Source organism: Paraburkholderia phenoliruptrix, from assembly GCF_047325075.1.
In the GTDB taxonomy this organism is placed as follows: Bacteria; Pseudomonadota; Gammaproteobacteria; order Burkholderiales; family Burkholderiaceae; genus Paraburkholderia; species Paraburkholderia phenoliruptrix.
The window spans coordinates 1462055-1482721 of sequence record NZ_CP168530.1 but is presented as its reverse complement, the minus strand read 5'-3'; the positions used below and the strand labels follow the sequence as shown (position 1 = coordinate 1482721).

The 20667-nt window shown below is 64.7% G+C and carries 19 protein-coding genes; 8 read left to right on the top strand and 11 right to left on the bottom strand.

The window, feature by feature from the left end:
* The first annotated feature begins 45 nt into the window (after positions 1-45).
* The 3 genes from infA (at position 46) to ACEN8U_RS06605 (ending at position 2534) form a co-directional block, all read left to right on the top strand.
* Positions 46-318: a translation initiation factor IF-1 gene (gene infA / locus ACEN8U_RS06615; protein WP_013590368.1), complete on the top strand. Its 273-nt coding sequence runs from the start codon at positions 46-48 to the stop codon at positions 316-318.
* 470 nt (positions 319-788) lie between these two features.
* Complete coding sequence (locus tag ACEN8U_RS06610) at positions 789-1364, top strand: ANTAR domain-containing response regulator (protein ID WP_013590369.1); 576 nt, start codon at positions 789-791, stop codon at positions 1362-1364.
* A gap of 9 nt (positions 1365-1373) precedes the next feature.
* Positions 1374-2534, top strand: coding sequence for a CmpA/NrtA family ABC transporter substrate-binding protein (locus tag ACEN8U_RS06605; protein WP_310107425.1), 1161 nt, complete (start codon positions 1374-1376; stop codon positions 2532-2534).
* A 21-nt stretch (positions 2535-2555) separates the two neighbouring features.
* Here ACEN8U_RS06605 and ACEN8U_RS06600 read toward each other — a convergent pair whose 3' ends face one another.
* Complete coding sequence (locus tag ACEN8U_RS06600; protein WP_310107422.1) at positions 2556-3986, bottom strand: sensor histidine kinase; 1431 nt, start codon at positions 3984-3986, stop codon at positions 2556-2558.
* Positions 3983-4678 carry a response regulator gene (locus tag ACEN8U_RS06595; RefSeq protein WP_014971941.1) on the bottom strand — a complete coding sequence of 232 codons (696 nt, stop codon included), beginning with the start codon at positions 4676-4678 and terminating at the stop codon, positions 3983-3985. The genes ACEN8U_RS06600 and ACEN8U_RS06595 overlap by 4 nt, the downstream gene beginning before the upstream one ends.
* Before the next feature lie 115 nt (positions 4679-4793).
* Here ACEN8U_RS06595 and ACEN8U_RS06590 point away from each other — a divergent pair, with 115 nt between their 5' ends.
* From ACEN8U_RS06590 to ACEN8U_RS06575, 4 genes are all read left to right on the top strand, one after another.
* Positions 4794-5882, top strand: coding sequence for an ABC transporter substrate-binding protein (locus ACEN8U_RS06590; protein WP_310107419.1), 1089 nt, complete (start codon positions 4794-4796; stop codon positions 5880-5882).
* A 127-nt stretch (positions 5883-6009) separates the two neighbouring features.
* Positions 6010-7779 carry an iron ABC transporter permease gene (locus ACEN8U_RS06585; RefSeq protein WP_310107417.1) on the top strand — a complete coding sequence of 590 codons (1770 nt, stop codon included), beginning with the start codon at positions 6010-6012 and terminating at the stop codon, positions 7777-7779.
* Positions 7772-8839, top strand: coding sequence for an ABC transporter ATP-binding protein (locus ACEN8U_RS06580; protein ID WP_310107414.1), 1068 nt, complete (start codon positions 7772-7774; stop codon positions 8837-8839). Before ACEN8U_RS06585 ends, ACEN8U_RS06580 begins: the two co-directional genes overlap by 8 nt.
* 83 nt (positions 8840-8922) lie before the next feature.
* Complete coding sequence (locus ACEN8U_RS06575) at positions 8923-10008, top strand: porin (protein ID WP_310107413.1); 1086 nt, start codon at positions 8923-8925, stop codon at positions 10006-10008.
* A gap of 135 nt (positions 10009-10143) precedes the next feature.
* Here the strand turns inward: ACEN8U_RS06575 and rhaS are convergent, their stop codons facing one another.
* The 6 genes from rhaS to ACEN8U_RS06545 form a co-directional block, all read right to left on the bottom strand.
* Positions 10144-11151 (bottom strand): rhamnose ABC transporter substrate-binding protein, encoded by a 1008-nt coding sequence (gene rhaS / locus ACEN8U_RS06570; protein WP_310107409.1) that lies wholly within the window; start codon positions 11149-11151, stop codon positions 10144-10146.
* Between the two features lie 62 nt (positions 11152-11213).
* Positions 11214-12230 (bottom strand): ABC transporter permease, encoded by a 1017-nt coding sequence (locus tag ACEN8U_RS06565; RefSeq protein ID WP_310107406.1) that lies wholly within the window; start codon positions 12228-12230, stop codon positions 11214-11216.
* The gene (locus ACEN8U_RS06560) at positions 12223-13284 is read right to left on the bottom strand and encodes an ABC transporter permease (RefSeq protein WP_310107403.1); all 1062 of its coding nucleotides are present in this window, start codon (positions 13282-13284) and stop codon (positions 12223-12225) included. Before ACEN8U_RS06560 ends, ACEN8U_RS06565 begins: the two co-directional genes overlap by 8 nt.
* A complete protein-coding gene (locus ACEN8U_RS06555) occupies positions 13281-14810 on the bottom strand; it encodes a sugar ABC transporter ATP-binding protein (protein ID WP_310107400.1) in 1530 nt (509 codons plus the stop codon). Before ACEN8U_RS06555 ends, ACEN8U_RS06560 begins: the two co-directional genes overlap by 4 nt.
* A gap of 69 nt (positions 14811-14879) precedes the next feature.
* Positions 14880-15773 (bottom strand): amidohydrolase family protein, encoded by an 894-nt coding sequence (locus ACEN8U_RS06550; RefSeq protein WP_310107398.1) that lies wholly within the window; start codon positions 15771-15773, stop codon positions 14880-14882.
* Positions 15774-15816: 43 nt separating this feature from the next.
* On the bottom strand, positions 15817-16140 hold the full coding sequence (locus tag ACEN8U_RS06545; protein WP_310107396.1) for an L-rhamnose mutarotase: 324 nt from the start codon (positions 16138-16140) through the stop codon (positions 15817-15819).
* A gap of 126 nt (positions 16141-16266) precedes the next feature.
* Between ACEN8U_RS06545 and ACEN8U_RS06540 the strand changes: the two genes are divergently transcribed.
* Positions 16267-17259 (top strand): LysR family transcriptional regulator, encoded by a 993-nt coding sequence (locus tag ACEN8U_RS06540; protein WP_013590383.1) that lies wholly within the window; start codon positions 16267-16269, stop codon positions 17257-17259.
* 15 nt (positions 17260-17274) lie between these two features.
* Here the strand turns inward: ACEN8U_RS06540 and ACEN8U_RS06535 are convergent, their stop codons facing one another.
* From ACEN8U_RS06535 to ACEN8U_RS06525, 3 genes are read right to left on the bottom strand one after another with little or no spacing between them, the layout of a single operon-like run.
* Positions 17275-18057, bottom strand: a complete 783-nt coding sequence (locus tag ACEN8U_RS06535) for an SDR family NAD(P)-dependent oxidoreductase (RefSeq protein ID WP_310107392.1) — start codon at positions 18055-18057, stop codon at positions 17275-17277.
* A 50-nt stretch (positions 18058-18107) separates the two neighbouring features.
* Entirely contained in the window at positions 18108-19286 is a 1179-nt protein-coding gene (gene rhmD / locus ACEN8U_RS06530; RefSeq protein ID WP_310107389.1) for an L-rhamnonate dehydratase, read from the bottom strand.
* A 48-nt stretch (positions 19287-19334) separates the two neighbouring features.
* A complete protein-coding gene (locus tag ACEN8U_RS06525; protein WP_310107388.1) occupies positions 19335-20663 on the bottom strand; it encodes an MFS transporter in 1329 nt (442 codons plus the stop codon).
* Between the last annotated feature and the right edge of the window lie 4 nt (positions 20664-20667).

The following is a 20667-nucleotide window of genomic DNA, read 5'->3' as shown; positions in this document are numbered from 1 at the left end:
TGCCAGGCGTCGCGCACCCCCTATCCCATCGACCAGGAGTTATGCATGGCGAAAGAAGAACTGCTTGAACTTGACGGTATCGTCGACGAAGTCCTTCCGGACAGCCGTTACCGCGTGACGCTCGACAACGGCGTCGTGGTTGGCGCTTACGCGTCCGGACGCATGCGCAAGAACCACATTCGTATTCTCGCGGGCGACCGCGTGACGCTGGAACTGTCGGTCTACGACCTGACCAAAGGCCGGATCAACTTCCGTCACAAGGACGAACGCGCAGGCGGCGGCGCCGCTCGCCCCGGTTCGCAGATGCGCCGCCGTTAAGGCGCGATTGCCCGCGGGCCGCGCGGGCTGTTCGCGCGCGGGCTTCCTCGTGGATTCTCCGCGTGGCGTTTGCCGCGGCCCTGCAGTCATGTCGTACGCGAAGCCCTGAGCGCGCCTTCTGCGCCTGGGTTCCGACCGAACCCAAAAGGCGCGCTTCGGCTCGGCTTCGTTTGAGCCGCCGCGACAACATCGTTACGACGATTGTGGCGGTGCCTCACCATACCGTCTCTCCTACCGCTCCGGGCGCTGATCCGCGCTCTCAGCTGCGCCTCACGCGCCCTTCTGCTTCTCTCCCTGGCACCGCCCGGCATGCGCCGCTTCGGTGCATGGCCCGCGCATGCCCTTTTGCGGTGCGCCGCCTTTCGCCGACAATCCGGCGCAAGCGCCCGGTTTCCTTGCTCACAGGGCCTCGGCGGCCGTTGGCACTGGAGTTGCTTTAACGGTGTTCAGCCGTCGATTCCCACTTGCCCATGCTGCGTGTTCTCCTCGTCACCGACACCGATAAGCCGATAGGCGACCTGCGTGACGCGCTCGCCCGCCTCGGTTACGAGATGCTGGCGAGCACCGCGACGCCGCACGCGCTGCACAGCACCGTTCAGAGCGAGCGGCCGGACGTCATTATCATCGATACGGATTCGCCCTCGCGCGATACGCTGGAGCAGCTCGCGGTGATGAACGCCACCGCGCCGCGGCCCGTCCTGATGTTCAGCCACGACGCCAATCAGCAACTGATCCGCGACGCCGTCGGCGCGGGCGTGACCGCCTATCTCGTCGAAGGACTCGAAACCGGACGGCTCGCGCCGATTCTCGAAGTCGCGCTCGCCCGCTTCGCGCAGGAATCGCAGCTGCGCGAGCGCCTCGCACAGGTCGAGAACGAACTCGCCGAGCGCAAGCTGATCGACCGCGCCAAACGCCTGCTGATGGATCAGCAGAAACTCACCGAGCACGCCGCCTACGCCATGCTGCGCAAACGCGCGATGAACCAGGGCGTCAAGCTCGCCGAGGTCGCGCGCGCGGTCGTCGCGGCGGCTGAACAGCCCAAGTGAAGCCTGTCCATGAACTCTGCCAGCCACCCCGCTTCCTCGTCCGCTTCGCTTGCATCCGGGCCGCTCGAGAAAACGCATCTGCGGCTCGGCTTCGTCGCGCTCACCGACGCCGCGCCGCTCGTCGCCGCCAAGCTGCTCGAATTCGGCCACGCGCACGGACTCACGCTCGAACTGTCGCGCCAGCCTTCCTGGGCCGCCGTGCGCGACAAGCTGATTTCCGGCGATCTCGACGCGGCGCATACGCTGTACGGCCTCGTCTACGGCGTGCAATTGGGCCTCGGCGGTCCGCAAACGGACATGGCCGTGCTGATGGTGCTCAACCGCAACGGCCAGGCGGTCACGCTGTCCAACCGTCTCGCGGACGCCCTCGCCGAACACGGCACGTTGCGGCAAGCACTCGCCGCGCTCGGCCGCAAGCCGGTGTTCGCGCAGACTTTTCCGACCGGCACGCACGCGATGTGGCTGTACTACTGGCTCGCCGCGCAAGCCGTGCACCCGTTGCGCGATATCGAAAGCGTGGTGATTCCGCCGCCGCAGATGGTCGCGGCGCTCGCCGAAGACCGGCTCGACGGCCTTTGCGTCGGCGAACCGTGGAATGCGATGGCCGAGGCGAAGGGCGTCGGCCGAACGGTCGCGTATACGAGCGAAGTGTGGCCCGATCATCCGGAGAAAGTGCTTGCGTGCCGCCGCGACTTTGTGAGCGCGCATCCGAATACCGCGCGGGCGCTCGTGCAGACGATGCTCGAAGCATGCCGCTGGCTCGACGGCGCCGGCCACCGCAATGAAATCGCGCGCTGGCTCGCGCGGCCCGAGTACATCGGCATAGACGAAGCGCTGATCGCAGCGCGCTTTGGCGACGCGATTCCCGCAACGGTGCCGTGCGGTTTGCCCGTGCGTTTCTTCGACGACGGCGCTGTGAACTACCCGTGCCCATTCGAGGGCGCCTGGTTCCTGACGCAATTCGAGCGCTGGGGCATGATCGACGCGCGCGGCGATTACGCGCAGATCGCCGGACAGATCAATCAGACGCGGCTCTATCGCGAGGCGGCCGCCCACGTGAAGGTCGCCGTGCCGGCGGACGAACCCGCACAAACGTTCATGGACGGCACGAGATGGCCGAGCGCCATGTCCGCGGCCGATTTCGCGCAACACTTTTCGATTCGCAAATAAAGACCCGACGCGCGGCCTGCGTCACAGCGCTGCTTGCGGGGGCGCGGGCGTGGGAAAGCGCACGCTCACCACGAGGCCGCCGCCGACGGCATCGCCCAGTTCGACGCGCGCCGCGTGAACCCGCGCAATCTCGCGCACGATCGACAAGCCGAGGCCGCTGCCTTCCACGGCCTGTGTCGCTTCGCTGCGATAGAAGCGCTCGAACACCGCGTCGCGTTCGCTCGCGGCAATGCCCGGCCCATTGTCGATCACCTGAAGCAAGGGCTCGCCGTCCTCGCACGCCACGCGCACGGTGATGACCGCGCCGTCGCCGGAATAGCGGATCGCGTTGTCGATCAGATTGCCCACCAGTTCCGCGAGCAGATCGGACTGCCCCGTTACGTCCACGCGCGCGTCCTGCTCGAAGCCGAGGTCGATGCCGCGCGAGCGCGCTACCGGCGACCAGTCGAGCGTCACGCTGCGCGCAACCTTGTGCAAGGGCACGGCGGCATGCTTCACGGTGTAACCGCTGTCCGCATCGAGCCGCGACAGCGACAGCAACTGCTGCACGATCCGCACGGCCTGCTGCACCGCGCGGTTCAGGCGCCGCAAATGAACGCCCTGGCGCCGGGGTGCCGTGCCGTTCTCGTCGACGCCGTCCAGATCGCGCAGGGCCAGTTCGGACTCGGCCTGAATCACCGCAAGCGGCGTTTTCAACTGATGCGCGGCGTCGTTGAAGAAGCGCCGCCGCGATAGCTGCATTTTCCGCGTACGGCCAATGTACTGGTTGATCGAATCGACGAGCGGCGCCACCTCGCTCGGCAAGCCGACGGTATCGAGCGGCGTCGGGTCGTCTTCGGCGCGCGCGGCGACTTTCGCCGACAGGCGATTGAGCGGCCGCAAGCCGCGTGCGACGCCGAGCCACACAATGCCGAGCGCGAGCAGCACGAGCAGGCCTTCCTGTTGCAGCGATCCGGTGAGAATCTCGCGCGCGAGCGCCTGGCGCGGCTCGATCGTCTCGCCCACGCGCACCAGCACCACGCGGGTTTGCGCCGTGGGCACGTCGTGCACCGGCAGCCTCAACATCGCAATGCGCAGCGGACGGCCGCGAAACACGTCGTCATAAAACTGCACGCTGTAGGGCTCGGCCGGCGCCTTCTTCGTTTCGGGCAGATCGGGATAACCGGTCACCACGCGGCCGTATTCCTCGCGAATCTGATAGTAGATGTTGCCGCCGCCGTTCGACTCGAACATTTCCAGCGCGAGGTAAGGCAGGTCGACCTCGATGCGCCCGTCGCGCAAACGCACGCCGTCGCGGATCGAGCGCAATGAAAATTCGAGTGTGCGGTCGAATGCCGCGTGCGCCGCGTTCATCGCGCGTTGATAGGTGAGCCAGGCATCGAGCGCGAGCAGCAACAGAAGCGGCAGCAGCAGCCACAGCGCGACCCGCACGCGCAGATTCGAGCGCGTCATGGCGTGCGGGCTTCGAGCAGATAGCCGAGCCCGCGCAGCGTGACAATGCCGACCGAGCTGCGCTCGAGTTTCTTGCGCAGACGGTGCACGTAAATTTCGATGGCGTCCGCATTCACCGATTCGTCGAGCCCGAAGATTTTCTCCGACAGCGTCTCCTTGTTGATCGCGCGGCCGTTGCGCAGCATCAGCACTTCGAGCACCGAACGCTCGCGCGGCGTGAGCGCGAGCGGCTCGCCGTCGAGCGTGAAGCCGCGATCCACGCTGTCGTAAATCAGCGTGCCGCATTGGGCAAGCGACGCCTCCTGCCCGTGTCCGCGGCGCAGCAGCGCGCGCGCCCGCGCCTCCAGCTCAGTGAGCGCGAAGGGCTTGGCGAGATAGTCGTCGGCGCCGAGATCGAGGCCGCGCACGCGTTCTTCCACCGAGCCGTGCGCGGTCAGCATCAGCACGGGCACCGCGTTGCGGCGCGCGCGCAGGCGGCGCAGCACCTCCAGCCCGTCGAGCTTCGGCAAGCCGATGTCGAGAATCACGAGCGCGTAGTCCTGCGTGCGCAGCACGTGGTCGGCAGATTCGCCGTCATGCATGCAATCGACGGTGAGTTTTGCACTTGTCAGCGCGTCGGTCAGCGAGCGGGAAAGAATCGGATTGTCTTCGACGAGCAGCACACGCATGAACAGAATCCCAGGGAAATCCATGAGGCGAATTCGTCCATTGTGACGCATTTCCCTAGCAAATTGAAAGCATTCAGAAAGCGCGCCTCTCTTACTATTCGCCTTCACAAAACCAACATGATGTTTTCTGGAGGAAGACGTGCACATCTCTCTGAAGCTTCTCGCCGGCACTGTCGCGCTCGCCGCAAATGCAGCATGGGCGGCCTTTCCGGCCGGTTATCCGGGCGACTACCAGGCCACCGTCGACGGGGCGAAAAAGGAAGGCAAGCTGATCGTCTACTCGGTCACGGACACCGCCCTCGTGCGCCCGCTCATCAAGGACTTTGAAAGCCTGTACGGCATCAAGGTCGAGTACAACGACATGAACAGCACCGAGCTGTACAACCGCTATATCAGCGAAAACGCAGCGAGCAGCACGAGCGCCGATGTGTTGTGGAGCTCGGCTATGGACCTGCAGGTGAAGCTCGTCAACGACGGCCTGATGGCGAGCTACGAGTCGCCGGAGGCCAAACAGTTGCCGCAGTGGGCGCAGTACCAGAAGCAGGCCTACGGCACGACCTATGAACCGCTCGCGATCGTCTACAACAAGCGTCTCGTGCCCGCGGGCGAAGTGCCGCAAACGCGCGCCGACCTCATCAAGCTGCTGCAGGCCAAACCGGATCAGTTCAAAGGCAAGGTCACGACTTACGACATCGAGAAGTCCGGCGTCGGCTTCAACTATCTGACGCAGGACGCGCGCGTGAACCCGCAGGTCACGTGGGATCTCGTCAAGGCGATGGGCGCGACCGGCCCGAAACTGCAGTCGAGCACCGGCGCGATGATGGAGCGCATTTCGTCGGGCGAGAACCTGATCGGCTACAACATTCTCGGCTCCTACGCGCTCACCAAGGCGAGGAAAGATCCGTCCATCGGTTATGTCTATCCTAAGGACTACACACTGGTAGTGAGCCGCCTCGTCACCATTTCGAAGAAGGCAAAGAGCCCGAACGCCGCGAAGCTGTGGGTCGACTACCTGCTGTCACAGCGCGGCCAGACCTTGCTCGCGAATCAGGCGAGCCTTTTCTCGATCCGCTCGGACGTGGAAGGCGAAACGTCCATGGCCGGTCTCACGAAGCAGCTCGGCGATTCGTTGAAGCCCATTCCAATCGGCTCGGGCCTGCTGGTTTATCTCGACCAGTCAAAGCGCCTCGAATTCCTCAAGCAATGGCAACAGTCGATCAAGCGCTAGACGCGTCTCGTCCGAGATAGAGGCTCACGCCTGATTCGCGCGTTCGCGCCGCCCGCGCGCGAACGTCTCCGCTTTCCGTTGAACACACCTGTCGATATGCGGCTTTCAGCGCCGCAGGGGGACACTCATGCTTTTCACTAGCGCAACCGGGCCTCGCGACGCCGCGCCGCTCGCGGCAGACAGCGGCTCCATCGGCACGTTGCCGCACGGCCGTCTGCAACCGCTGGCGGGGCTGCTGCGCTGGCTCGTCGTCGCGGTGCTGACCGTGGCGGTGGCGCTGCCGCTCGGCTTCATCCTGTTCCAGAGCGTGCTCAATGCGCCGTTCTTCGACGCCAACCGCACGCTCGGCCTCGCCGGCTTCGAATTCATTTTCAGCGACCCGGACTTCTGGTCCGCGCTGAAGAACTCATTCGTGATCGCGGGCGGCATGCTGTTCATTTCCATTCCGCTCGGCGGCATTCTCGCGTTCCTGATGGTGCGCACCGACCTGCCCGGCCGCCGCTGGCTGGAGCCGCTGCTGCTCACGCCCGTGTTCGTTTCGCCGATGGTGCTCGCATTCGGCTACGTCGTCGCGGCCGGCCCGGTCGGCTTCTATTCGGTCTGGTGGAAGGCGCTGTTCGGCAGCGCCGACGCGCCGTGGACCGTGTACTCGATTCTCGCGATCACGGTGATCGTCGGCCTCACGCATGTGCCGCACGTGTATCTGTATTCGTCGGCGGCGCTGCGCAATCTCGGCTCCGATGTCGAGGAAGCCGCGCGCGTCGCGGGCGCGCGCCCGTTTCGCGTGGCATTCGACGTGAGCCTGCCGATGACTCTGCCCGCGCTGCTTTTCGCAGGCGTGCTGGTGTTCTTCCTCGGCTTCGAGGTGTTCGGTCTGCCGCTCGTACTCGGCGACCCCGAAGGGCACCTCGTGCTCGCCACCTATCTGTACAAGCTCACCAACAAGCTCGGCGTGCCGTCGTATCACCTGATGGCCGCGGTCGCCGTGTGCATCGTCGCGATTACGTTTCCGCTCGTGCTGCTGCAGCGCCGGCTGCTCAAGCGCGCAAACCGCTTCGTCACCGTCAAGGGCAAGGCGGGACGTCAGACCGTGCTGCCGCTCGGCGCATGGCGCTGGGTCGCGCTCGCGATCGTCGCCGTGTGGCTGCTGTTGACTGTGTTCGTGCCGCTTTCCGGCATCACGCTGCGCGCGTTCGTCACCAACTGGGGCGAAGGCGTGCGTCTTGCCGACGTGCTCACACTCGCCAACTTCACCGAACTGTTCGAGCAGGACAACCTCGTGCGCGCGATGCTCAACACGCTCGGCATCGGCGTGATCGGCGGCGCGCTCGCGGTGGGCTTCTATTCGCTCGTGGCGTTCGCCGGTCATCGCCGCAACGACTGGGCGACGCGTCTGCTCGACTACCTCGTGCTGCTGCCGCGCGCGGTGCCGGGCCTGCTCGCGGGTCTCGCGTTCCTGTGGATCTTTCTCTTCGTGCCGGGCGTGAAGGAACTCAAGAACTCGATGTGGAGCATCTGTATCGCCTACACCGTCGTGTGGCTCGCCTACGGCATGCGTCTGATTCAAAGCGCGCTGCTGCAAGTCGGCCCCGAACTCGAAGAAGCCGGGCGCAGCGTGGGCGGCACGCGGGCGCGCGTGAGTCTCGACGTGACGCTGCCGCTCGTGCGCTTCGGACTGCTTGCGGCGTGGCTGCTGATCTTCATGATCTTCGAGCGCGAATATTCGACCGCCGTTTATCTGCTCTCGCCCGGCACTGAGGTGATCGGCGCGCTGCTCGTCTCGCTGTGGGCGACGGGCGCGGTCGATCAGGTCGCGGCGCTTTCTGTCATCAACATCGCGATGGTCGGCGCCGGACTCGGCGTGGCCCTGCGCTTCGGAGTGAAACTGCATGGATAAGCTCTCGGTCGACAACCTCTTTCTGAGCTATGGCGACAACCCGATTCTCAAGGGCGTGTCGTTCGAACTGAACCCCGGCGAGGTGGTGTGCCTGCTCGGCGCGTCGGGCAGCGGCAAGACGACGCTGCTGCGCGCGGTGGCCGGTCTCGAACAGCCTTCGTCGGGCCGCATCGAACTGGACGGCAAGGCATTCTTCGACGGCGCGGCGCACGTCGATCTGCCGGTCGAGCAGCGCTCGCTCGGGCTCGTGTTCCAGTCATACGCGCTGTGGCCGCATCGCACTGTGGCGGATAACGTCGGCTATGGGTTGAAGCTGCGGCGCGTGTCGGCGGCGGAGCAGAAAAAGCGTGTGCAAAGCGCGCTCGATCAGTTGGGACTCGGCCACCTGGCCGCGCGCTATCCGTATCAACTTTCGGGCGGCCAGCAGCAACGTGTGGCGATTGCACGCGCGCTCGTCTACAACCCGCCGGTGATTCTGCTCGACGAACCGCTTTCGAATCTCGACGCCAAGCTACGCGAGGAAGCGCGCGCGTGGCTGCGCGAGCTGATCGTGTCGCTCGGGCTGTCGGCGCTTTGCGTGACGCATGACCAGACCGAGGCGATGGCGATGTCCGACCGCATTCTGCTGCTGCGCAACGGCCGCATCGAACAGGAAGGCACGCCCGCGGAACTGTACGGCGCGCCGCGCTCGCTCTACACCGCCGAGTTCATGGGCAGCAATAACCGCATCGACGCACGGGTGGCCGCCGTCGCCGGCGAGCGCGTGACGCTCGCCGGCGACGGCTGGCAACTGCAGGCGCAAGCGCGCGAGGGGCTCACGGCCGGCCAACAGGCGCAAGCCGTGATCCGCCTCGAGCGCGTGCAGGTCGCCGATGGTCCGGGCGCGAACCGCCTGGAAGCGGACTTGATTACGTCGATGTATCTCGGCGACCGCTGGGAGTACCTGTTTCATTGCGGCGAGCTGCGTCTGCGCGCATTCGGCAATGTGCCGCGCGCAGCCGGGCGCCACTGGATCGAGTTTCCGGCGAACGATTGCTGGGCGTTCGCTCAGGCGAGCTGACACGTCCCGCACTGCGCAGCTCCGCCGCGGCCCTTTGCCCTCTCACCCACCGAAGTAAAAAAAGCACCTACAGGAGACTGTTGATGAAGTTGAGCATCAAGAAAACGACCCTCGGCGTGACCTGCGCCGGCCTCGCCGGTTTCGCCGGTCTCACGACAGGCGCGCATGCGCAGTCGAGCGTGACCTTGTACGGCATCGTCGATGCGGGCGTCGAATATGTGAACCATGCAGGCGCGGGCGGCAGCGCCACGCGTCTCGTGTCCGGCGGCAAGAACACGTCGCGTTGGGGTCTGCGCGGCGTCGAGGATCTGGGCGGCGGATTGAAGGCCGTGTTCCAGCTGGAAAGCGGCATCAATATCGCAAACGGCCAGTTCGACGACGGCCCTGGTGCGATCTTCGACCGGCGCGCAACCCTCGGCCTGAAAAACCGCTTCGGGCAAATCACGCTGGGCCGCAATTTCACCACCACCTACGACTACATGCTGCCGTTCGACCCGATGGGTTACGCACCGAACTACTCGTGGGCGACCTCGTCCACCGCGACGGGCAGCCGCAAGGACGGACTGTTTTCGCGTTCCGCCAATGCCGTGCGCTACGACGGTACCTTCTCCGGCTTTAAATTCGGCGCGATGTACGGCTTCGGCAACGTGCCCGGCAGCATGAAATCCAGCTCGAAGTACGACTTCGGCCTCGGCTACGAAGCCGGCCCGTTCGCCGCCGTGGTGACCTTCGACCGGCAGAACGGCGCGAACGACAGCGTCACGCCCGCCGACACGACCAACTACATCCAGGGCATTCATGCGGGCCTCAGCTACGACTTCGGCGCGGTGAAGGCGATGGCCGGTTACCGCAACTACCGGCGCTCCTTCCACGCCGCCACGCCGACGCTGCGCAGCGACATGTACTGGATCGGCGGCCAATACGACGTGACGCCGTTCATCTCGCTGTTCGGCGCCGTCTATCACCAGGACATCAAGGACGCGAGCGACGCCGACCCGACGCTCATTTCGCTGCGCGGCCAGTACGCGCTCTCCAAGCGCACCGTGCTGTACCTGGCGGGCGGCTATGCAATGGCGAAGCACGGCAATGCCGTCAGCCTGTCGCGCGATCTGACCGGCGCGGCCGACACGCAAACGGGCGTGACCGCCGGCATTCAGCACCGCTTCTGAACAGGCTTCGTGTGTGCCTCGTGAAGGCCGTCACGTAGGCAAAAAAGCGCGAGGCGCGCGGGCGGTGCATGGCCCAGCGCGCCTCGCGTGCTCTTTCGTCGGCGCCGCGCGTGAATGCGCGGCGCCCGGTGGCAATCAGAAGTTGAAGTTGTCGATGTTGCTGGCGTCGAAGGTGGTCGGCGGTCCGAGAATGATCTCGCCTTGCGCGCCGATGGTGCGCTTGCCGAGCTTGCCCGCATCGAACGATTCGCCCTCCTTACCGCTGATCGTGCCCGACGCGAGCGCCGCCGCCGCGTAGCCGGCGAGATAGCCCAACTGATTCGGATCCCACAGCTGGAATGCCTTCACCGTGCCGTTCTTGACGAATGCGCGCATCTGGTTCGGCGTGCCAAGACCGGTCACGGCCACCTTGCCCTTGCTCGACGACGTCGAGATATAACGCGCCGCCGCCGCAATGCCGACCGTGGTCGGCGCGACGATCGCCTTCAGGTTCGGATACGCCTGCAACAAGCCCTGCGTCTCGACGAACGATTTCTGGTCGTCGTCGTTGCCGTAGGCGATCTTGACGAGCTTGATTTTCGAATACTCGGGCTTCTTCAATTCCTCCTGCATCCATTTGATCCAGGTGTTCTGGTTGGTCGCGTTCGGCGTGGCGGACAGCACCGCGAATTCGCCTTCGCCGCCCATCAGCTTCGAAACCAGCTGAATCTGGCCGCGGCCGATGCCCTCCGCGTTCGCCTGATTGACGAATAGCTGCCGGCCCTCGGGCGCCGTGTCCGAATCGAACGTGACGACCTTGATGCCTTGCGACATCGCTTTCTTCAGATACGGGACGACCGCATTCGCGTCGTTGGCCGCGATCACGATGGCGTCCTGCCGCTGCGTAATCAGCGTGTTGATGTATTGCACCTGCGACGACGCACCCGCGTCCGACGGACCCACCACTTTGCCCGTGCCGCCGAATTCCTTGATTGCGGCAAGGCCGCCGTCGTCGGCGATCACTTCATACGGATTGTTGATCTGCTTGGGCACGAACGCGATCTTCAGGCCGTTTTTCAGGCCCGCAGCGGGCGCCGCGTAACTGATCGCGAGCAGCGCAATGCAAAGTGCCGCCGCGCCGGTGTGACGTAGGGGTTTGAACATGAAGTGTCTCCTGCTTGTTGTTGGACGGATGAGGTCCGGGTTTGTGGTCACGCTAAATCACGTCATGAAGATGCAGCCGACTTCGCGATGAAACGCCGGTCGCGCGCCGCCCGCCAACGGGCAACCAGGTTCGGTATCAGCACGGATGCAAGCAGCAGCACGCCGGTGACGATGGTGAGCGTTTCGCTCGATACGTCGTCGAGCGTCAAGGCGTTTTTCAGCACGCCGATAATCAGCAGCGACAGCAGCACGCCGATCATCGAGCCGCGTCCGCCGAAAATGCTCACGCCGCCGAACAGCACCGCCGCAATCACCGACAACTCGAAACCCTCGCCGTTATCGCCGCGCGCGCTCGTGAAGCGTAGCGTGTAGATGACGCCGGCCAGCGCGCTCATCAAACCGGACAGCACGAAAAGACGCAGCCTGATCTTCGCGACCTCGATGCCGGAAAACGCGGCGGCGGTCGGATTCGCGCCGATCGCGTAGAGGCTGCGGCCAAACGCGGTGGATTGCAGCAGCACGGTGAACAGCACCGCGCCGGCTATGACGATCGCGAAAGGCAGCGGAATAAAGGTCGCGCCGAGCGTGTCCATGCCGAATGCGGTGTACGCGGGCGGAAAATCGGCGACGGCCTGATCGCCGAGCAGCACATAAGCGAGGCCGCGAAACAGCGCGAGCGTGCCGATCGTAACCGCGAGCGACGGCAGATTCAGCTTGACGATCACGAGACCGTTGAGAAGCCCCGCCGCCGCGCCCGCGATCAGCACGAGCGCGATCACGACCGGCATCGGCAAGCCCAAATGCCACAGCACGCCCATCAACGCACTGGATGCGCCGAGCACCGAAGCCACCGACAAGTCGATCTCGGCCGCGACGATGACGAGCGTCATCGGCAAGGCCATCAAGGCGATCTCAGTGAGATCGGCCAACACGTTGCTCAGATTCGCGCCCGTGAGAAACACCGGCGAGAGCACGCGGCCGAGTGCAAGCGAGAGGAACAGCACGACTACCAGCAGCGCTTCCCACTGCAGCGGTGTTTCGCGTTTGCGCGTGAGCAGCGCGGAATCGGGTTTAGCCATGATCGCGTTTCCTCATCATGCGTTTGGCGACGGAGCGGGCGAGCAAAGTGTCGGCGGTAATGGCGGCGACGATCAACGCGCCCTCGATCGCCTGCTCCCAGAACGGTGAAACGTGCAGCACGACGAGCGCAATGCTGATCACGCCGAGCACCAGTGCGCCGAGCGTGGCGCCGAGTATCGTGCCCACGCCACCCGTGATCGCGACGCTGCCCACCACGGCCGCCGCCACGACCTGCAATTCGATGCCCTTCGCCGTGCTCGCGTCCACGGTGCCGAAGCGCGCGAGCCACAATGCGCCCGCAAAGCCGGCAATCGCGCCGGACAGCAGAAAGCCCGCCATCACGCGCCGCTCGACATTCACGCCTGCCAGACGCGCGGCCTCGGGATTCGAGCCGATCGCATAGTGCTCGCGACCGCCGCGAAACTGCTTCAGATAGATGGCGAGCGCGAGCAGCACGACGACGGCGATCAGCGCGAGTGTCGGGATGCCGAAGAATGTGCCGGTGGCAAGGCGCGAAAATGCATCGGGCAAACTGGTTGCGTTGATCTGTCCGCCGTGCACCCACGCGTAATCCGCACCGCGGAAAATGTAGAGGGTCGAAAGTGTCGCGACCAGCGAGGGCACGCGGCCCACCGCCACCAGCAGTGCGTTGATGCCGCCCGCCACGAGACCGATAGCGAGCCCCGCTGCCAGCGCGACGATCACCGGCATCTGGGGAAACGCGACGTACAGGCTGCCTACCGCGTAGGCGCTGATGCCGACCGTGGAGCCGATCGACAGGTCGATATGACGCATCAGGATCACCACGGTCATGCCTGCGGTGAGCAGACTGATGATCGATACATTCAGCAGCACGTCGCGCAGATTCTGCAGATTCAGGAACTGCGGCCTCGCGAGCGCGGTGCCTGCAATCAGCAGAATCAGCACGATGAAAAGCGTCGTCTCGCGGCTCTTCGCGAGAGTCGCGGCGAAGCCGGCCGGCGAACTCGCAGCGCGCTTTGCCGGCGGCGGCGCCTGCACGGGCGCGGGGTGGGTCGAAGAATGACGCATCATGCTGCACATCCCAACGGTGGAATGGGTTGTCCGAGCGCAGCGGCCATGATGCGTTCCTCGTCCGCCTCGGCGCGCGCAATGTCGGCACTGATACGGCCTTCGTGCATCACGAGCACGCGGTCGGCCATGCCGAGCACTTCGGGCAATTCGCTCGATATCATCAGCACCGCCATGCCCTCGCGCACCAGTTCGGCGAGCGCGCTGTACACCTCGGCTTTGGCGCCGACGTCGATGCCGCGCGTGGGTTCGTCGATGATCAGCACTTTGGGGCCTGTCGCCAGCCATTTGCCCAGCACGACCTTCTGCTGATTGCCGCCGGAGAGTGTGCCCACCGGCGCATTCGGGTCGCCTGCTTTCAGACGCAGGCGCGTGCCCCACCTGTTCGCGAGCGCGGTCTCGCTGCGCGCGGTGATGAGGCCATGTTTGACGAGCCGGCCGAGCACCGTCATCGATGCATTGCGCGCGATGCTGAGCTCCAGCGCGAGTCCCTGCTGGCGCCTGTCTTCCGGCACGAGCGCGAGTCCCGCGCGTACCGCGGCGGCGGGACTGCCTGCGGACAGACGCTGGCCGCCGATCATGATTTCGCCGGCATCGAGCGGGTCGATACCGAAGATCGCACGCGCCACTTCGCTGCGGCCCGCGCCCACGAGACCCGCGAGCGCGACGATTTCGCCCGCGCGGACATCGAACGAAATGTCCTTGAACACGCCTACACGCGTCAGGCCGCGAACCGAGAGCCGCACTTCGCCGGGCGGCCGCTCCGCTTTCGGATAGAACGTCTCCAGATCGCGGCCGACCATTTTTGCCACGATGGCCTCCGTGGTCAGATCGGCGGTCAGGCCGTCGAACACTTTCGCGCCGTCGCGCATGATCGTGACGCGCTGCGTCAGCGCAAAGACTTCGTCGAGCCGGTGCGTGATGAAGAGAATCGCCACGTCGCGCTCGCGCAGCTTGCGCACGATCGCAAAGAGCCGCTCGACTTCGGGCAGCGACAACGCGGCGGTCGGTTCGTCCATGATCAGCACGTTCGCATTCAGCGAGAGCGCCTTCGCGATTTCGATCACCTGCTGATCCGCAATCGACAAACCGCGCACCAGTTGATCCGCGCGCAGATCCACGCCGAGCGAGGCGAGCAGGCCGTCCACCTCGCGGCGCATCGCGTCGTATTGAATGCGGCCGATGCGGTCCACGGGCTGCCTGCCCATGAAGATGTTCTCCGCAATCGAGAGGTCGAAGAACAGCGTCGGTTCCTGGTAGATGACCGCGAGCCCGGCATCGCGCGCTTCGGCAGGCGTCGCAAAGCGGCGCGCCACGCCGTCGACGACGAGTTCGCCGCTATCCGGCTGATGCACGCCCGCGAGAATCTTCACGAGCGTGGATTTTCCCGCGCCGTTCTCGCCGAGCAGCGCATGCACTTCGCCGGGCCACAGCGCGAGATCGCCGTCGGACAGTGCGCGCACGCGCCCGAACGATTTGCTCGCATGCCGCAATTCAAGCCTCGGCTGAGCGGTTGAGGGTGGCTGCACTGCGTGTCTCCTTCTCATGCGTGGTGGGCGTCTGCGTTTTTTCGGCTTGCCTGGTGCTCACGGTCTGCGTCAGATGCGATAGAAGCGCTCCGCGTTGCGGCAAAAGAGCGCCTCTTTTTCCGCAACGCTCGCGCCTTCGATAATCGCCGCATACGCATGCCACAAATCCGCGTAGGAGCCGAACAAACGGTCCACGGGAAAGTTCGAGGCAAACATCGCGCGCTCGACACCGAACGCATCGATCGTTTCGAGCACATAGGGCCGCAAGCTCTCCACCGTCCAGTGATGATCGAACATCGCAAGTCCGCTGATCTTCACGTAGACGTTCCTGCAAGCGGCGAGCATGCGCAGCCCGTCGCGCCATGCGCGATAACCGGCCACGCTGTCGCGGTCCACGAACATGCCCGCATGATTGAGTGCGAAGAGCGTGTCCGCATGCGCGCGTGCAAGCGCCGCCGCTTCTTCCATTTGCGACGGATAGATCTGCAGATCGAACGACAGGTCGTGACGGCGCAGCAATGCAAAATTTTCGCGCCACTGCGGCTCGCGCATGTAGTGGCGGCCCACGTAATCGAACAGCTTGTTCTCGTGCACATTGAGAATCTGGCGGATGCCACGTGTGTTCGGAAACGCCGCATGCGCTTCGAGCCATGCAGGCGCGGTCGACGCAGACAGATCGACCGCGGCGACAATGGCGTTCGGCATGCCGCGCGATTCGGCGCGATCCACAATGGACTGCAGCCAGCGCGTTTCCTCGACGGGGTCCGCGGGATCGTGATTCGCCTCCACGTGCACGAGTTTCTTCACGTCGATGCCGCCCGCTTCGCCGAGCAGGTCATCGAGCAGATAGTCGTGCTTGAGATCGCGCGCGTCGCCGACGAACGACACGCCCGGGTTGTCGAGCCACGGATAGCGATGCGTTTTCAGATCCCACAAGTGGATATGCGAATCGACAACCTGCATGCAGTGCCTCCGTCGTTTCAAGCGTGCGAAGCGTGACAATCGGTTAGTTGAGCGAACTCAGCCGGAACACCTGTTCGAGCGGTTGTTGAAGCGGCGTGTGATCCGCGGCGGTGTGCATGATGTCGGCCATGTAATCCCACCATTTGCGCATGACGTCGAGTTCAGGGAGCGCGGCCATCGTGTGATGTGTAGTGCGCGTGAGCACGGCGAACAGGTGGTCGGTGCCGGGATCGAAGAAGATGCGGTACTCGCGCACGCCCGCGTTGTGCAACGCATCAACCAGTTCCGGCCAGATTTGCGCATGACGGCGCTCGTATTCCTCGCGCATGCCGGGGTTGAGCACCATCCGGAAAACGATTGTCTCCATTGCGGCTGTCTCGTCGTTATGGCGCTTTCGCGGCGAAGCGCCTGCAAAGACTATAATTCCTGCGTCGATAGCATCTCAATCCGTGTTTGGGATTGGGCGATCCACAAACCGAATCGCACCGGCACCATGAGCCCACTCTCAGCAACCGTCGCACTCGTCAATCGGCTCAAGTTCAAACACCTCGCGCTGCTCGTCGCGCTCGACGACGCACGCAATCTCCATCAGGCCGCCGAAGCCGTCAACGTGGCGCAGCCGAGCGCGAGCCGCATGCTTGGCGACATCGAGGAAGCGTTCGGCTTTCTGCTGTTCGAGCGCAACGCGCGCGGCATGACGCCCACGCCGCTTGGCGTCGTCACGCTGGCCTATGCACGACGAGCACTCGCCGAACTCACGCGTTTCGCCGAAGACCTGGAGGTCAAGCGCCGCGGCGGTCACGGTCAATTGACGGTCGGCGCGATCATGGGCGCCGCGCCCGATCTGCTGGCCATGGCCGTCGCGGCGCTGAAGACGGATAGTCCGCTGCTGAACGTGCGCATACTCGGCGAAACCAGCGACCAGGTGGTGCAATTGCTGCATCGCCGCGAAGTCGATCTCGCGCTTGGGCGCCTGACCAGTCCCTTGCAGCATAACGATTTCAGTTTCGAGCCGCTTGCGCGCGAGACCTTGCTGCTCGTGGTGCGCTCGGTGCATCCGCTCGCGAGCCGCGCGCGCATCACGTTGCGCGAACTGATCGACTGGCCATGGGTGGCGCAGCCCGTGACCAGCCCGGCGCGTGTGCTGTTCGAGGAAGAGCTCGCGCGCGCGGGGCTCGCTACGCCGGTGAATCTCACCGAATGCGCGTCGATCTTCGCGACGCTGCAGTTGCTCGAGAACTACGACGCGGTGGCGATGCTGCCGGAGTCGGTGGTGCGCGATCACGTGCGCGGCAAGCTGCTCGTCGCCCTGCCGCTCGAAATCGGCAAGAGCCTTGCGGGTTTCGGCATTCTCACGCGCAAGGAAGAACCCCTCGGGGAGCCGGCGCTGCGCTTCATCGAACTGCTGCGCGGTTTCTCGCGGCGTCTCGCGCGCGACGACGCCGCGTCCCGCGAAGCCGCGAACACTTCCGCGCCGGTTAGCTGAAGTCGGCATCGCGCGTCATTGCAGATTGACGAACAGGCCACCGTCCACGAGCAACGCGGCGCCCGTCACATATCGCGCACGGTCGGACGCGAGAAACACCACGCATTCGGCCACATCTTCGGGGCGGCCGAGGCGCCCGAGCGGAATGCGCTTTTCGAAGTAGGCTTTCTTCGCTTCGTCGGCGAGATCTTCGGCGTTCAGGTCCGTCGCGATCGTGCCCGGCATGACCGAATTGCAGCGGATGCCGTACGGCCCCAATGCGACCGCGCACGACTGCATCAGCGAATGAACGCCCGCTTTGGTCGGCGTGTAGTGCGTCTGCATGCCGCCGCCCACCAAAGCGCTGATCGAACTCGTCGCGACAATGGCGCCGCCCGTGCCTTGCGCTTTCATTTGCTGCGCAGCGGCTTGCGTGACGTAGAACGCGCCGTTCAGATTCACTGCGACGGTCGATTCGAGCACGTCCGCAGGCATGTCGAGAAACGCGTGGAACGGACAGATGCCGGCGTTGCTTGCCAGCACGTCGACCTTGCCGAATGCTTCAACGGTCTGCCGCACCAGTTGCTGCCCGGTTTCGCGCGCGGCCACGTTGCCTTCTATCGCAATGACGCGCCGCCCGAGTGCCTCGATCTCTTCGACCACTTCGGCGACGGCGGAACGGCGCCCATACGATGCGTCGTTGTCGCCCCAGTAGTTGATTGCGACGTCGGCGCCTTCCGTTGCGCACGCAACGGCTATGGCGCGCCCGATGCCGCGCGAGCCGCCGGTGACGATCACCACCTTGTCCTTGAGCAGCACGAAACTCTCCTTTCAGTAGACCCGCAACACAGCCGCATGCGCGGCATGGGTCAACGCGGATAAGGCCGCACCAGCGCGCATTCCGGATTGAGCCGCACGCCGAAGCCCGGCGTGTCCGGCACCTTCATGCGTCCATTCACAGGTACCGGTTCGTCGAGCAGCAGCGGCGTGAACATCGGCACGACCTCGTCGGCTTTGGGCGCCATCATGAGGAACTCGGAGAACGGCGAGTTATGACGCGTAACGACGAAGTGATAGCTGTACACCGACGAGCCGTGCGGCACGACCATCACGTTATGCGCATCCGCGAGCGCCGAAATCTTGATGAGCTCCGTGATGCCGCCGCACCAGCCCACGTCCGGTTGAATCAGATCGCAGCACTGCATCTCGAGCAGCATGCGAAAACCCCAACGCGTCGCCTCATGTTCGCCCGTGGACACCATCATGCCGCGCGGCACGTTGCGGCGCAGTTCGGCGTAACCCCAGTAGTCGTCGGGCGGCAGGCACTCTTCGATCCATTTGAGCCCATATTCGTGCGCGGCTTGCGCGAGGCGCGTCGCATACGGCACGTCGAGACTCATCCAGCAGTCGTACATCAGCCAGAAATCGTCGCCGACGCGGTTGCGCATGTCGGCCAGTTTCTCGAGGTTGAGCTTGAGTCCCGCTTCGCCTTCTGCCGGGCCATGCTGCAAAGGCAGTTTTCCGCCGATAAAGCCCATCTCCTTCGCGAGATCCGGGCGCGCGCCGGTCGCGTAGAACACCAGTTCGTCGCGCACGGGGCCGCCCAATAGCTGATACACCGGCTCCTTGCGCACCTTCGCGAGCAGATCCCACAAAGCGAGGTCGACGCCCGAAATCGTATTGAGCACCACGCCCTTGCGCCCGTAGTAAAGCGTGGAGCAGTACATCTGATCCCACATCTTCTCGATGTCGGTCACGAGCTGGCCTTCGAGAAAACGCGCGAGATGTTTTTCGACGATGAACGCACCGATCTCGCCGCCCGTCGTCACCGCGAAGCCGACGGTGCCGTCGCTCGCCTCGATTTCGACGACGAGCGTGCCCAGCACATTGATGCCGAACGACTGCCGGCTCTGCCGATACTCGGGGTAACGCGCCATCGGCGTCGAGATGTGATCGTCGATCCAGTGTCCGCCGGGTTGGTCGTGATAGTCCGCTCCGCCGCCGCGGACAATGAAGGCACGCACGTGCCGGATAGTGGGCATGGCCATGAAAGAGAGGCTCCGTGATGGACGTCGAACGGGTCGCCGGCAATGCGCCTAGCGGGCGCGATGCAGCAAGTCGTGAATTGAGCCGGGGGCTTTCGCGCCGGCGCCGCGCAACAGCGTGCCGATCAACAGCGCGGCGAGCAGACTGGACGCGCCGAGCACGACCAGTCCCGCCGATGTCGAAGAAAACGCGCGCTCCGCAGCAGTGCGCAAACTCGGCGCGATGAAACCGCCCAGACTGCCGAGCGAATTGATCAGCGCGATGCCGCCCGCAGCGGCCGCACCGGTCAGCAAACGCGTCGGAAAGGTCCAGAAAAGCGGCTGTGCAGCAATGAAACCGCTTGCGGCGCAACACAGCGCGATGAGCCCAATGGCCGGACTGTGCGCGAGTCCCGACACACCAATGCCAAGCCCCGCGACGACCAGCAGCGCGGACGCCCAGCGGCGGTGCGCGCCCGTTCGGTCGGCGCGGCGCGGCACATACCAGGTCACGGCGAGCGCGCAGATCCACGGCAAGGCGGCGACGAGCCCGACGTGAAAGCCCACCGTCGTACCAAGCAAGGCGGCGACCTGTTGCGGCAGATAGAAGATCACGCCATACACGCTCATCTGGATCAGCAGATAGATCAACGAGAGCAACAGCACGCGCCGGTCCACCAGCGCGGCGAGAATGCGATGCGGTCCATGCGCCGAGGCGGCGCGCGCGTCGTCGTCGAGTGCGGCGCGCAGCGTCGTGCGTTCCTGCGCCGCGAGCCAGCGCGCGTCTTCGGGACGATTGTCGAGATACCAGAACGCCCACACGCCGACGAGCGAGGCGAGCACGCCTTCGACAAGAAAGAGCCACTGCCAGCCGGCCAATCCCAGCGCACCATTCAACTCAAGGAGCGAGCCCGACAGCGGACTGCCGAAAATGAACGCCAGCGGCGCGCCGAAATAGAACATGCCGACGGCGCGGGCACGCGCACGCTGAGGGAACCAGTGCGTGAGGTAATAGATGACGCCGGGAAAAAATCCGGCTTCGGCGACACCGAGCAAAAAGCGCAGCGTGTAGAACGTCGTTGCGGTGTGCGCGAGACTCATCGCCGCCGACACGAGCCCCCACGTCACCATGATGCGGCACATCCACGCTCGCGCGCCGACGCGATGCAACAGCAAATTGCTTGGCACTTCGAACAATGCATAGCCGACGAAGAACACGCCCGCGCCGAAAGCAAATGCCGCGTTCGAGAGACCCGTGTCGTGCTGCAGCGCTTTCTGCGCGAAGCCGATGTTCGCGCGGTCGAGAAATGCCAGCACATACATTAAAAGCAGGAATGGCAACAGCCGGCGCATTACCTTGCTGTTGATCGCTTCGAGCGAAGCACTCGCATGCGGGTCCATGTCG